Here is a 13,057-nt window from a genome sequence, read left to right as displayed (position 1 = left end):
TTGCCCACTCCAGCCGACAGATTCTGACCGGGCGGATGCGAATAGGATCATCACCATCACCGATGGCAATCATTTTCCCAACCTCATCCGCCCGGTTTCTGGCCTGCCTTACAGGGGATACTGTTGGGACGGCTGTTCGATCGTAATCCACTTCAGCTCGGTGAATTCATCAATCACCGCAGTGCTGTCGAACTGGCCCCAACCGCTGGCCTTCGTGCCGCCATAAGGCGCTTGGGCTTCATTCGAGACGGTGGAGCCGTTGATGTGCACTGAACCCGTCTGAAGGCGCATTGCGACATCAAGTGCGTGGACCATGTCTGTCCCGAAGACAGCAGCAGACAGGCCGTATTCAGTGTCATTGGCCACCCGAACAGCTTCGTCCGCGCCGTTGACACGGATCACCTGCAAGATCGGACCAAAGGCTTCCTCGGAGTAGATGCGCATCTTGGATGTGACACCATCGAGCACAGTCGGCGACATCAGGGTGCTGTCTGCAAGCCCGCCAGTCCGTATCTTCGCACCTTTTTCGGTCGCGTCGGCAAGCAAACCGTTCAGGTGATTAACTGCGCCCTGGCTGATGATCGGACCAAGCGCGCAAGCCGCCTGAGTGCGTGGATCGCCCGCCTCCAGCTGTGCTGCCCGCGCGGCGAGTTTCTCGACGAACGCATCGGCGACAGACTCATCGACGATGGCACGCTCTGTCGTCATGCAGATCTGGCCCTGATAGAGGAAGGCACCGAAGATGGTCGCATTCACTGCGCCGTCGATATCCGCATCCGCGAGGACCACCATGGGGGACTTGTCGCCGAGTTCCATCAGGCTACGCTTGAGATGGCGGCCACAAGCCGCAGCAATGATCCGGCCAACATGCGTCGAACCGGTGAAGTTGACACGCCGCACGGCTGGATGCGCGATCATTGCCTCTACGACTTCGGGTGCGTCCTTTGGGTCGTTGATCACGAAGTTGAGCGTTCCTGCGGGAAAACCGGCCGCATGGACGGCCTCAGCAACCAGCACATGGGTCTTGGGAGAGGTTTCCGAGGCGCGGAAAACAACGGTGTTGCCGCACATCAGCGGATAGGCAATGGCCCGCGCTGCCAGCACAATCGGCCCGTTCCAAGGCACGATCGACAGGATCACACCTACCGGCTGTCTCACGGTCATCGACAACGTGCCCGGCTTGTCAGACGGGATAGTGCTGCCCTGAATCTGCGTGGTCATCGCTGCGGCTTCGCGGAAAACATTCGCCGCGAGCATGACATTGAAGCGTGCCCAGAGTTCGCCTGCCCCGACTTCGGCTTTCATGGCGACAACGAAATCTTCCGTGCGCTTTTCGATCTCTTCCGCGGCCTTCATGAGCAGGGCGCGGCGATGGCCCGGACCAGTCTGCGACCAGGACGCAAAGGCGCGTTCGGCAGATTCGATCGCGGCCACGGCATCCCCTGGCGTGGCAGCTGCGCCACGCGTCACGACTTCGCCACTTACAGGTGAGCGGCGTTCAAATGTGGCGTTGCCTGTGGCATTCTGCGCCTCATTGTCGATATAGAGCTGAATAGTCATTCCATGTCCTCTTAAGTTTACTTCTCTGTTCTTGAAACCTGCGTCAGCCAAAAGCCTCGCGAGGATTCGTCCAGAGAACGACCCAGTTTCAACTGTGCGCACGGCCTATCCGTGCGCACGGCTATGGTTAAATTGCGCCGAACTTTGCAACGAGCTCTGCGCCCATATTCGGAGACCCAAAGCCCCGCATGCCGATACCGCCGTCGAAATTCAGTACGGCACCAGTGCCCGGCGTATTGTCGCGACGATTGGCGAAGAAGGCGTAGGCGCCAGCATATTCCCGCGCATTGAATGCACGTTCAAGCGGCAGCATTTGCTTCATCAGGTCGTCGAGCGGAATATCGGAAAACTTGATTCCCTCTTGCGAAAGGGCACTGGTTCCGGCGAGGTTGCTGCCACCGATACCACCTGGCGCGACGCCATTGACCCGTACGTGCGGTGCAAATTCATGCGCCATCTGCTTGATCATGCCGACCACCGCATGCTTCGTTGCCGTGTAAAGAACACCGCCACCGCCTGGATAAAAGGCAGCGTTCGACGCGGTAAAGATCATGTGGCCCTTGGTCTTGTAAAGCTCTGGCAATGCCGCCTTGGCTCCAAGGACATAGCCCTTGACGTTGATGGCGAACATCTCGTCGAAAGCAGATGACAGTTCGTCATCTTCTGTCGAGACCATGGTTTTCGAGTAGTCCCAGATGCCCGCATTTCCGACGAACGTGTCGAGCTTGCCGAAGGCGCTGACGCACTCGGCCACCGCCCGATTGTTGTCGTCCACTTTGCGAACGTCGCCCGCGATGCCGACGACCTTGTCGCCAAACGCTTTCACCGCGTCGTCGATGCGCTCTTGCGAGCGGTCAAAGATTGCAACACGTGCGCCTTCCTCGACGAAGCGTTCCACGATGGCGAGTCCAAGACCGGACCCTCCGCCCGTCACGAGCGCGACTTGATCCTTGAGTTGCATTGTAATTCCTCCCTGTTTTTGACGCTGTTTTTCAGCAGTCGATGTATATGAAGTCGCCGTCAACCTTTGCGGGGAACACCTTGAGTGCCTCACAAGCAGGCAGGGCCTTCACCTTGCCGGTTCTGACGCAAAATTTCGCGAAGTGCAGACTGCACTCGACAACTCCGTCCTCGATAAAACCGTCCGCGAGTGACCACGTGTCATGCGTACAGGTGTCCTGGACGGCGTGTATTTCGCCGTCCACCCGGCACACCATTATCGGCTCAGGTCCACCTTCGAATACTTTCATATCCCCCTCCGGCACATCTGCCGAAGGGAGCGCCTTGATCCATGCCATATTTGTTCCCTTAGAAGAAAAAGCTGAGATTGTTCGACAGGATTGTGCTCTGGTCAATCAGGATCGTGCGGCGCACAATCTCGAAGCCCGCTTCGGTTTCAACCCGACGCAGAACATCCCGGCGCTCGCAGGCGAAAACGTCAAGTTGGCGTTCTTGCCGCGTCCTGTACACCATCGACGCCGAAACGACATTGATCGTATTCTCGTTTTCCGGAACGACCATGACGTTCCCGATCAGATAACGCACGCGAGAGGCCGGGTTTTCGGACCAGCCCACATCGGACATGATCTTGCGAATCCGGCCTTTCATCGTGTACCAGTTGTCGTCGAAATGGGCAAAGCCTTGCTCATCGGTATATTCCTGAGCGACTTCGCGCATGATCTTCGTCGAGCGGATCGGCATCCAATAGTGAAGGTCCTCAGCCAGCAAGCCGAACCACTCTTTGTACCGGCGATCCGTCAGAAGCTTGGATTCCCAATACAGGAACTGTTCGACTTCATGCTGAAGCTCCAGAGAAACGGCCTTGGGCTTGCTTTCGAAGGCAGCCTTGAAAGTATCATCGAGCATCTTATTCCTCCCTCATCGTAAAGTGTCTGCCGAGGCGTATCGGCAGACGTTTGATACATAAGCGGACATTTGCCGCCGATTGAACGTTACTCTGCCGCGAGCGGCCGTTGATCGATCCGGCGGATTGCATCCCAATCCGGTGCGGTCATGATCTGCGTCCAATAACGGTACAGGCCTCGCGCCGACTCCTCACTATAGGTGTATGCGAAGCTCAGCCCGGGGAAGCCCTCGGGATTATCGGCCGTCACTGTATGCGAGCCCATTTCGATGTTGAACTTCTGGTTTTGTGCAACATGACCCTGCAGCACTTGCTGGATGTCGCACCAGTTTTCGCCATCATCCTGCTCGAACACGCCGCCCGCCGAGAATGTGCGCGATGTGTGGCGACGCCATTCGTCCTTGATCTCCTGCGGGGCAGTTTTGTCAACGAGAGTGAAGGTCCAGACCTCGATCTCGTTCGGGCCGCGAGGCTGCCACATCCGGACCGTGTTGATCCCTGCCAGGAACGACAGGTTCGGGAAGACGTTGGTATGGCAAAGGTTCACGTCCGCTCGTCCCTGACCCAAACGCCGCACTGCCTCCTCGTATGCTGGCCCGGTCGTCAGGTATTCCGTCACCTTCGGCCCAACAATAGTCATGTAGAACATCGGGTTGCGCAAGAAGAGGCCGCAACCATGGCCGTTCTCCATGTGGACATTCAAACCATCCGTCGGAGGGGCAACCTGGGTAATATCCACATCTTCCGGCACACCGGCCATGATGCCGGACAAGTGCGAGGTGGTGCCCGCATGATAAGCGTCCGAAGCAAACTGCTCGGCCGCGAACTTCCAGTTGCAGGGAATGACCCATTTCTGGATCCCGGGTATCGCCTCGGTTCCGGCCTCACAGCGGTCGAGCATGATGTCCATGTAGAATTTGACATCACCCAGATATTCGTCGAGTCCCGGCGCGTCGGCATCCCAGTTCGCAAAAATGAGACCCTTGTAGGTTTCGACGCGCGCCTGCTTCGGCCCCCACTCTGCCTTGTTCAGGCAACCACCGAAGGCTTCCTTCTCCATCGGGGCGCTGACCAGATCACCGCCCTGATTGTATGCCCAACCATGGTAGGTGCAAGTAAATGCCTTGGCGTTGCCCGAATCGGCGCGGCAGATGCGCATTCCGCGGTGCTGGCACTGATTCAGGAACACGCGGATGCTGGCGTCTTTCTGGCGCACAACGACCACAGGATCCTCGCCGATATAGGCGGTCGTGAAGTCGCCCGAATTCGGGATATGCGACTCGTGACCCATGCAAACCCAGGTGCGCGCAAAAATGCGCTCAAGCTCAAGGCGATAAAGCGACTCGTCAACATAGATCTTAGGGTCGAACTTGCCGTTCTTCTCGTCAATCATTGCAAGAATTTCGGCATCAGAATAAGCGCCCGTCGCGCCAACATTTGCCTTTACGTTCATCGTAGGCTCCTCCCTCTGGAATCAATTTCCGCCGCACCAGCTCCTCGCAGACGCGTGGGAAGGAGTGTTACCGCTTTGCGGGGCCGCTGGCAATATGGAAAGCATGCTTTCCAAGCAAGGCCGTAACTGGTAAGAAGAAGCGCTTGCGGAGGAGCGAGTTCAGCATAGGGGGCGAGAAGATGAGGATGTTTTTGACGCGCGTTTTTGGCGCGATGGTATTTGCAGTGACGGCGGCTGGCGGTGCCTCCGCACAGGTTACATCGATCACGACACCTCCTGCGGGTTCGGTGTGGAATACGATGGCTTCGGTCATTGCGGCCGAGGCCCAGAAAAGCGGCGGCGGGCGGCTGGTTGTTCAGGCATATAGCGGCAACGCGCAGATGCTTCAGGCCGTCGACAGCAAAGACGCCGAATTCACGATGACCGACATCAATGACATGATCGTAGCGGTCGCCGGGGAGGGTGACTACTCGGCGGCTCTGCCGAATCTGCGTGTTGTGGCCAAGATCAATCCCTTTGCGGTAGGGCTGTTCGTCCGGGCAGATTCCGGCATGACGCGGGTCTCCGATCTTGCCGGAAAGCGTGTGCCCTCGGGCTGGGAGGCTTTCCCGCTGAACCGTCCGCTGGTGAGTGCGCTTCTCGAGGCGGACGGGATCAGCTATGGTGAAGTGGTTGAAGTGCCGATCCCCGATATCATTCGCAATGTCGATGCTCTGGCCTCGGGTCTGACGGATGCGGCCTTCTTCGCTGTCGGCGGGCCGAAGGTCGCTGAGGTCGGCGCAATGGTGGGCGGGGTCCGCTATCTTCAGGTCGCCTCGGATGAGCAGGCGCTCGAAACGATTCGCAAGTTTCGCCCGGCCTATTACTTCTCAGAGGTGACGCCCTCGCCGGTGCGGGTGGGTGTCGATGCGCCGATGATGATGCTGACATGGGACAACGTCCTTGTTGCTGGTGAGCATGTGTCCGACGAACAGGTCAAGGCGCTGCTGGCCTCGATTTTCGACAATGTGGGTGCGATCGGCGATGCCTATCCTCCGCTTCGCGTGATGAACATTGAAACCGCCTATGTCGATTATCCGGGTGTGGAATATCACCCTGGTGCAGCGGCCTTCTTCGCCGAGCGGGGCGTCGCCATTCGCGCTGTTGACTGACACGGTTATGACGGAGGGCTGGGCCGGGAGATTTCCCGGCGCAGTCCTTTTTGCATTCGCTCATTGTGGAGGAAACAGGCTTTGACTCAGACAACTGGCAGTCGGCTGCCAACATTTCGTCGGATTGCCGTCCAAACCCAGGCGGTGGCACTTTCGCTGCTGGCCGTCGCTGTGGGGTTCGACGCGCCGAGCCGCCTCGGGCTGAGCGTCTATGTCGAGCAGATATTGGCCGTCGCCCTGGGGCTTGGGCTGGGCCTGGTGTTCCTGATCGACAGAAGCAGCGTCGGCGAGAAGGATCCACGCGGCAGCGACGAGAATGTTCCGGCGGACGGTGGTAGAACCATCGACTGGATTCTTGCCGTCCTGGGGCTTGGTCTTTCGCTATATGTTGCCATAAACTATGCCGATATCGTCTCGCGGGTGATGTCCGCCCCGGTCGATATCGTGATCATGTCCGGGATGCTTGTCCTGCTGGTGCTTGAGGGGCTGCGGCGGGTGGTGGGCTGGGCGCTCGTCGTGGTGGTGCTTTTCATCGGGGGCTACGGGATGATCGGCCACATGATTCAGGGTGCGATGCAAACGCGGCAGGTCTCACCGGATCGTCTGCTTTCCTATATCGGGTTCGATGCCAATGGCATGCTCGGCCTTACCATGAACGTGTCGGTAACGGTCGTCGCCGCGTTCGTGCTGTTCGGGCAGATCCTCGTGCGGGCGGGGGGGGGCGAGTTCTTCAACGACATCGCGCTTGCCGCGCTGGGGCGCCGCCGCGGCGGAGCGGCCAAGATCTCGATCCTGGCCTCGACGCTTTTCGGCACGATCTCCGGGGTTGTGGTGTCCAACATCGTCGCGACCGGCGTCGTCACCATCCGGCTGATGATCCGCTCGGGATATCGGCCCCGGATGGCTGCCGCAGTCGAGGCCGTCGCCTCGACCGGAGGGCAGATCGCCCCCCCGGTCATGGGCGCAGTCGCTTTCCTTATGGCCGATTTCCTGGGCGTTTCCTATGCGCAGGTCGCGATTGCAGCGATCATCCCGGCCGCGCTCTATTACTTTGCGGTGTACTGTCAGGTTGATCTTGAGGCCGCCAAGGCCAACATCGCCCCCCTGCGTGAGGATGAAATTCCTTCTGCGCTCGACACTCTGCGTCGCGGGGGTATCTTCATCCTGCCGTTTGCAGTGATCGTGGTCGGCATGTTCTGGCTGGGCCAGCGACCGGAAACGGCGGCCCTCTGGGCGGCCGGCGTTGCCCTGATCTGCGGCGTCGCATACGGCTATGGTGGCCGGCGCATCACTCTGCGCATGATCTGGCAATCGCTCGCCGAAGCCGGCATCTCCATGACCGAGATCCTGATGATCGCCGCTGCCGCCGGCTTCATCATCGGTGTTCTCAACATCACCGGGTTGGGCTTTGCCGGCACGTTCGCGCTGGCCGAGATCGGTCGGGGCAGCCTTCCGCTGCTCTTGCTCCTCACGGCCATTGCCAGTGTTGTTCTTGGCATGGGGATGCCGACGGTTGCCGTCTATCTTTTGCTGGCGGTCCTTCTTACCCCGCCTCTGGTAGAGGCCGGGATCACACCGATGGCCGCCCATTTCTTCATCTTCTACCTCGGCATGATGTCAATGGTGACCCCGCCTGTCGGCATCGGCGCCTTCTTTGCCGCCGCGCTGGCCGGGGCCCCGCCGATGCAGACAGCATTCGTTGCGATGCGGCTAGGCTGGACAGCCTACATCATTCCCTTCATCTTCGTGGTCTCGCCCGCCCTGCTGATGCAGGGAACCCCGGTTGAAATCTTTCTGGCCACGTCTGCTGCGGCAATTGGGGTTTATGCCATATCCGCCGCCATGGTTGGCTGGTTCGGGGGCATGTTGTCAGGCTACGAACGCGCAGCTCTGGGCTTTGGCGGAGTGCTGCTTCTTATGCCGGAAGCATTGGGTGGCGGATACACCCTCATGCTCCATGGCCTGGGTGTCGCAATCATGGTGGCACTTCGGTTTCTGCGCAGGGCGATAGTGCCGACATGACTGCATCCTACGATGCCACATTACTGAATTACGACCACGAGGAAAGGACAATAACCTCCATGAATTACAGTTTCCCGCTGCCGCCTGCCGTCAGCCTGCCTATCGCCGGTCGGGACGAGCGTTTCCCTGTGCGTCGGATCTTCTGCGTCGGACGCAACTATGCCGAGCATGCACGAGAGATGGGCAAGGACCCGGATCGCGATCCGCCGTTTTTCTTCACCAAACCCGCCGATGCCGTTGTCGAAGATGGGCAGGTCGTCGCCTATCCGCCCGAAACGCAGAACTTCCACTATGAAGCCGAACTGGTGATCGCCATCGGCAAGGCTGGCACGGATATTCCCGAGGAACAGGCGCGCGACCACATCTTCGGCTACGCCATCGGCAACGACCTGACGCGACGGGACTTGCAGCTTGCTGCCCGTGCGGCAGGACGGCCCTGGGACTGGGGCAAGGCGTTTGATCGCTCGGCGGTGATCGGTCCGATCCACACTGGCGCGCCGGTCGGCAAGCCCGAGCAGGGCCGGATCCAGTTGACGCTAAATGGTGCCGTCAAGCAAAGCGCCGATCTGCAAGACCTGATCTGGTCGGTGCCAGAGATCATCTCGATCCTGTCGCAGTCAATGGAGATCCGGCCCGGCGATCTGGTGATGACAGGCACGCCTGCGGGCGTCGGCGCGATGCAGGTGGGCGATGTATGCGTCGTCTCAATCAGTGGGCTTGGAGAGATTACCACGACCATCGGGCCGCGCGCGAAGGGACACGTCGAATGACCTTCCGCCTTCATAATTTCTTCCGCTCATCGACCTCGACGCGGCTGCGCGCTGCCCTCAACCTCAAGGGCATCGCCTATGAATATGTGCCCTATGCCCTGCGCAAAGGTGAAACCCGTACGCCCGAATTCCTGGCGCTGAACCCCGCCGGACTTGTGCCGGTTCTGGAAAGCGACGATGGCCAGGTTCTTGTGCAGTCGCTTGCCATCATCGAATGGCTCGACGAAACCCAACCCGGACCGCGGCTCTTGCCTGAGGGGGCAGACGGGCGGGCACGTGTGCGCGCGCTTTCATACATGATCGCCTGCGAGATCCACCCCCTGAACAACCTGCGCGTCCTGACTCGCCTGACCGAGCAATTCGGTGCCGACGAGGCTGCTCAGAAAGCCTGGTTCACGGAATGGGTCGAAACCACCTTTGATCCGCTTGAAATCATGCTGGCGCAGGACAGTCGCACCGGGCGTTTCTGTCATGGTGATACGCCGGGGCTCGCGGATTGCTGCCTCTATGCCCAGGTCTGGAACAACCGACGTTTCGACATTGATACAAGCCGTTGGCCCACCATCGCGCGGATATTCGATGCAGCCGATGCGCTGCCCGCTTTCCGTGAGGCCGCGCCAGCACACCAACCAGATGCGGTATGACGCAACACCAACAGAAGCCGGACTCTCCTGAAGCGAGCGAGACGCCGGATATCTCGACGAGGACACATGAACACCAGACCAGAAGCCCCGCCACCCCTTAGCGGCCTCCGCATTGTCGAAATCGGCCACTTCATCGCCGCTCCGTTCGCCACTCGCATTCTCGGCGATCTTGGCGCCGAGATCATCAAGATCGAACCGCCCGATGGGGATCCTGTGCGGGGCTGGGGCGCGCAATCCAACGGCGCGTCACTGTGGTGGAGCGTTCATGGCCGCAACAAGCGTTCGGTCGCGGTTGATCTCAAAAGCCCCGAAGGAGTCGAGGCCGTGGGACGGATCATCGCGCGCTCTGATGCGCTGATCGAGAATCAGCGCCCCGGGGGCCTGGCGCGTCTCGGCTTCGATCGTAAAAGGCTGCAGGAACTGCGACCAGGTCTCGTAGTGGCCCATGTCTCGGGTTACGGACAGACTGGCCCATTGCGTGACCGCGCCGCTTTTGGCGTCATTGGCGAGGCGATCGGCGGATTGCGTCACCTGACCGACCATGCTCCCGGCACCACCAATCTGCCGCCGCCACGCGTCGGCATCAGCATCGGCGATTCCGTTGCCGGACTTTACGCCGCGATCGGCGTTCTCGCCGGTCTTTTGCGCCGAGACGGCCGGACGGGCAGCGGCGGAGCCGAGGATGGGGACATCAACACCGTCGATGTAGCGCTTACAGAAGCCGTGCTGTCGCTCACGGAAGGGATCGTCACGGAGTACGGTGCGCTCGGCCTTGTGCGCCAACCCGTCGGCGCGCGCATCGCGTCGGCGGCTCCCACCAGCGCCTATCCCTCGGCAGACGGCCGTTGGGTCATTGTCGCTGCGAATTCAGATCTTCTGTTTCAGCGGCTGACAGCGTTGATCGGGCGCGAGGATCTGGCGGTACGACCGGAGTTGCAGACCAATGCGGGCCGCCTCAAGCACGTCGACGAACTCGACGAGGCCATTTCCGCCTGGTCCCGGCGGTTCGATGCCGGACGACTGACAGAGCTTCTGGCCAAGGCAGACATCCCTTCGACGCTGATCTACACTGCCGCAGAAATTGCCGATGATCCGCAGTTCCGCGCGCGTGGCATGGTGCGCGAAGTCAGCGACCCGCTACATGGCGACCTGCTTCATCCCGGCATTGTGCCGCATTTCCCCGATTCCCCCGGCACGATCCGCTGCACCGGCCCGGAGGTCGGACAAGATACCGCAGCCGTTCTGGCAGAGATCGCGGGCTACTCGCAGGATGAAATCAAGTTGCTCTACCAGAAGGGAGTAATAGCATGACTGCCGTCCAGATCGTCGAAGTCGGCCCGCGCGACGGGTTCCAGAACATCGGCCCCTTCATCCCGACCGAGACCAAGATCGCCGTGATCCGCGACCTTGCCGCTGCAGGATTGAAACGGATGGAGATCACCTCCTTCGTCAGTCCGCGCGCCATTCCTCAACTCACCGACGCCGGCGAGGTTCTGGCCGATGTTCTGGCCCAGGGTCATGTCGTGCCGCAGGTCCTGGTTCCCAATGCCCGCTATGGCCTGAAGGCAATCACGGCGGGAGCGGAGTTTCTGTCCTATGTCATCTCGGTCTCGGAAAGCCACAGCCGTTCGAACGTGCGCGCCACGCCGGATGAGGCCCTCGCCGATTACGCCCGGCTTGTCGCCGAGGCGCCCGATGGGCTGCGGCTGCGGTTCAACCTCGCCACCGCATTCCATTGCCCGTTCGAGGGGGTGACACCTGCCAACGCCGTGCTCGATCTTCTGGAACGCGCGCTGGAAATCTGCCCCGATGCCGAGATCTGCCTATGCGACACGACTGGCCGCGGCGAACCGGCGCAGGTCGCGGAATTGTTCAGGGCGGCGATGGCGCGCTTTCCCTCCGTTTCCGCTTGGGCGATGCATGCGCATGATACCTACGGCCATGGCACGGCGAATGTGCGCGCGGCTTATGATCAGGGTGTACGCGTCTTCGATTCCGCGATTGGTGGGCTTGGCGGCTGCCCTTATGCTCCCGGTGCCAGCGGCAACGTCGCCACCGAGGATGTCGTGAGCCTGTTCCGGGATTGCGGCGTTGAAACCGGCGTGGACCTTGCAGCCCTTGCCCCGATCGCCGCATTCGTCCAGGCCCTTCCGGGCGCGACTTGCGGCTAAAGGCAGATCGCCGCAGAGGAGCGTGCCGCGCACGTGGGGATAGCGCGAAAGGCTGAAGCTTCATCTTCGGACATGGACAAAAGCAAGGGCGAGTCCAAGTTGAAAATTGACAGCATGCTTACGAATGCCTATGTTACAAGCTGTTCATTGATGTGGAATACAGGGGGGAAAAATGACCGGAACCGCGAGAATTGATCAAACAGACTCTGAGAAAGCGCAAGCTTTCAATCTATTGGCTCCGCCGGATGACTATTTCGACGATCCGAGCAAGTATTTTCGCCTGTTGCGCGATGGTGATCCTGTTCACCGGCAAGCAGATGGCACAGTTCTTCTGACGCGCTATGACGATGTGCGTCAGGTTTGGCGCGACCTGTCAGGTCTCGTTTACAAGGGCGAGTACTTTGAGAAGAAATTTGGCAAGGGCCCCCTGCTGGAGCATCACACATCGACGATGCTCTTCCGTGACAACCCCGATCACGACCGGTTGCGCGATATCGTCAACCCCTTTTTCTCTCAGACATCCATCAAGTCTCTGACGGACTTTACCCAAGACGTGATTGACCGTGAGATCAAGAAGGTCAAGCAAATGGGCGAGTTCGACTTCGTGCGCGATTTCGCTTTCCGCATCCCGGTTGCACTCATTTGCAGGGTCATCGGCATTCCGGTTGAAGATGCTGACTATATCCAGGGCGTGGGGCGCAAGGTGCTTTTCCCGCTCAACCCGCAGGTGTCGGTCGAAGCGATCAAGCAGGGCCATGAAGCAGTAACGGAATTCATGGGCTATCTCCTGCCATTTCTCGACGAGATCAAGGCGCGCCGCACGATCGACCCGAGCGAGAGCATCCTCTGCGCAATGGCTGCGGCGCAGCGAAATGGCGTTGAGGTCAGTGACGCCGAAATTCTTCACATGTGCATCGTGACGCTCAATGGCGGCCATGAGACCACGACAAACCTCATCTCTCAGTCGATGCATTTCCTGATGGATGACCCCGAGAGCAAGCGTCAGCTGGTCGAGGGTGAGGTTGCTCTGCCCACGGCACTCGAAGAGTTGATCCGCTTCATCACGCCGCTCCAGCTTCAGGGGCGGCGAACGACGAACGATGTGGAACTTGCCAGTGGTAATGGCACGATCCCGGCGGGCACCGAGGTGGTTCTTGCCCAGGCTTCGGCGAACAGGGACGAGCGTGTGTTCGAAGACCCCGACAGGCTGAATTTTGCGCGCCGCCCGAACAATCATGTCGCGTTCGGTGCGGGGATCCATGTCTGCCTCGGTCGGCCGCTTGCCAGGATGGAGGCCCCGATCGCCCTTGCGTCCGTGCTGAAGGAACTGCCGACCTTGGTGCGCAACGGCGAAGCTCGCTTTCAGCACAACACACGGTTCAGAGGTCTGGAAGAACTCCCCGTGCGTTTGGCTTGATCCGC

At 60.0% G+C, this 13,057-nt stretch carries 12 protein-coding genes; 7 read left to right on the top strand and 5 right to left on the bottom strand.

Going from position 1 to position 13,057, the window contains the following annotated elements; translation table 11 throughout:
* Nucleotides 1-108: 108 nt before the first annotated feature.
* From DL1_RS15505 to DL1_RS15485, 5 genes are all read right to left on the bottom strand, one after another.
* A complete protein-coding gene (locus DL1_RS15505) occupies nt 109-1,560 on the bottom strand; it encodes an aldehyde dehydrogenase (protein WP_038068065.1) in 1,452 nt (483 codons plus the stop codon).
* 127 nt (nt 1,561-1,687) lie between these two features.
* On the bottom strand, nt 1,688-2,521 hold the full coding sequence (gene hcaB, locus DL1_RS15500; protein ID WP_038068063.1) for a 3-(cis-5,6-dihydroxycyclohexa-1,3-dien-1-yl)propanoate dehydrogenase: 834 nt from the start codon (nt 2,519-2,521) through the stop codon (nt 1,688-1,690).
* Nucleotides 2,522-2,552: 31 nt separating this feature from the next.
* Nucleotides 2,553-2,858 (bottom strand): non-heme iron oxygenase ferredoxin subunit, encoded by a 306-nt coding sequence (locus tag DL1_RS15495; RefSeq protein ID WP_074855000.1) that lies wholly within the window; start codon nt 2,856-2,858, stop codon nt 2,553-2,555.
* Between the two features lie 10 nt (nt 2,859-2,868).
* The gene (locus DL1_RS15490) at nt 2,869-3,426 is read right to left on the bottom strand and encodes an aromatic-ring-hydroxylating dioxygenase subunit beta (RefSeq protein WP_038068060.1); all 558 of its coding nucleotides are present in this window, start codon (nt 3,424-3,426) and stop codon (nt 2,869-2,871) included.
* A gap of 86 nt (nt 3,427-3,512) precedes the next feature.
* On the bottom strand, nt 3,513-4,877 hold the full coding sequence (locus DL1_RS15485) for an aromatic ring-hydroxylating dioxygenase subunit alpha (RefSeq protein ID WP_038068059.1): 1,365 nt from the start codon (nt 4,875-4,877) through the stop codon (nt 3,513-3,515).
* A 185-nt stretch (nt 4,878-5,062) separates the two neighbouring features.
* Between DL1_RS15485 and DL1_RS15480 the strand changes: the two genes are divergently transcribed.
* From DL1_RS15480 to DL1_RS15450, 7 genes are all read left to right on the top strand, one after another.
* Nucleotides 5,063-6,028, top strand: a complete 966-nt coding sequence (locus tag DL1_RS15480; protein ID WP_236016737.1) for a TAXI family TRAP transporter solute-binding subunit — start codon at nt 5,063-5,065, stop codon at nt 6,026-6,028.
* Nucleotides 6,029-6,109: 81 nt separating this feature from the next.
* On the top strand, nt 6,110-8,050 hold the full coding sequence (locus DL1_RS15475; protein WP_038068056.1) for a TRAP transporter permease: 1,941 nt from the start codon (nt 6,110-6,112) through the stop codon (nt 8,048-8,050).
* Nucleotides 8,051-8,109: 59 nt separating this feature from the next.
* Nucleotides 8,110-8,820 (top strand): fumarylacetoacetate hydrolase family protein, encoded by a 711-nt coding sequence (locus DL1_RS15470; protein WP_038068055.1) that lies wholly within the window; start codon nt 8,110-8,112, stop codon nt 8,818-8,820.
* Complete coding sequence (gene maiA, locus DL1_RS15465; RefSeq protein WP_038068054.1) at nt 8,817-9,464, top strand: maleylacetoacetate isomerase; 648 nt, start codon at nt 8,817-8,819, stop codon at nt 9,462-9,464. The genes DL1_RS15470 and maiA overlap by 4 nt, the downstream gene beginning before the upstream one ends.
* A gap of 66 nt (nt 9,465-9,530) precedes the next feature.
* On the top strand, nt 9,531-10,775 hold the full coding sequence (locus tag DL1_RS15460) for a CaiB/BaiF CoA transferase family protein (RefSeq protein WP_038068053.1): 1,245 nt from the start codon (nt 9,531-9,533) through the stop codon (nt 10,773-10,775).
* On the top strand, nt 10,772-11,635 hold the full coding sequence (locus DL1_RS15455; RefSeq protein WP_038068051.1) for a hydroxymethylglutaryl-CoA lyase: 864 nt from the start codon (nt 10,772-10,774) through the stop codon (nt 11,633-11,635). The genes DL1_RS15460 and DL1_RS15455 overlap by 4 nt, the downstream gene beginning before the upstream one ends.
* Before the next feature lie 172 nt (nt 11,636-11,807).
* Nucleotides 11,808-13,052: a cytochrome P450 gene (locus DL1_RS15450; RefSeq protein ID WP_038068049.1), complete on the top strand. Its 1,245-nt coding sequence runs from the start codon at nt 11,808-11,810 to the stop codon at nt 13,050-13,052.
* Nucleotides 13,053-13,057 lie beyond the last annotated feature (5 nt).

The organism is Thioclava dalianensis, assembly GCF_000715505.1.
Taxonomy (GTDB): Bacteria; Pseudomonadota; Alphaproteobacteria; order Rhodobacterales; family Rhodobacteraceae; genus Thioclava; species Thioclava dalianensis.
Note: the sequence above shows the minus strand (reverse complement) of the source record. Positions and strands in the feature narration are given on the sequence as shown.

Coding starts and splice junctions, on each gene's coding strand:
- DL1_RS15505 (WP_038068065.1), bottom strand. CDS start 1,560: ATGACTATTCAGCTCTATATCGACAATGAGGCGCAGAATGCCACAGGC.
- hcaB (WP_038068063.1), bottom strand. CDS start 2,521: ATGCAACTCAAGGATCAAGTCGCGCTCGTGACGGGCGGAGGGTCCGGT.
- DL1_RS15495 (WP_074855000.1), bottom strand. CDS start 2,858: ATGGCATGGATCAAGGCGCTCCCTTCGGCAGATGTGCCGGAGGGGGAT.
- DL1_RS15490 (WP_038068060.1), bottom strand. CDS start 3,426: ATGCTCGATGATACTTTCAAGGCTGCCTTCGAAAGCAAGCCCAAGGCC.
- DL1_RS15485 (WP_038068059.1), bottom strand. CDS start 4,877: ATGAACGTAAAGGCAAATGTTGGCGCGACGGGCGCTTATTCTGATGCC.
- DL1_RS15480 (WP_236016737.1), top strand. CDS start 5,063: ATGTTTTTGACGCGCGTTTTTGGCGCGATGGTATTTGCAGTGACGGCG.
- DL1_RS15470 (WP_038068055.1), top strand. CDS start 8,110: ATGAATTACAGTTTCCCGCTGCCGCCTGCCGTCAGCCTGCCTATCGCC.
- maiA (WP_038068054.1), top strand. CDS start 8,817: ATGACCTTCCGCCTTCATAATTTCTTCCGCTCATCGACCTCGACGCGG.
- DL1_RS15460 (WP_038068053.1), top strand. CDS start 9,531: ATGAACACCAGACCAGAAGCCCCGCCACCCCTTAGCGGCCTCCGCATT.
- DL1_RS15455 (WP_038068051.1), top strand. CDS start 10,772: ATGACTGCCGTCCAGATCGTCGAAGTCGGCCCGCGCGACGGGTTCCAG.
- DL1_RS15450 (WP_038068049.1), top strand. CDS start 11,808: ATGACCGGAACCGCGAGAATTGATCAAACAGACTCTGAGAAAGCGCAA.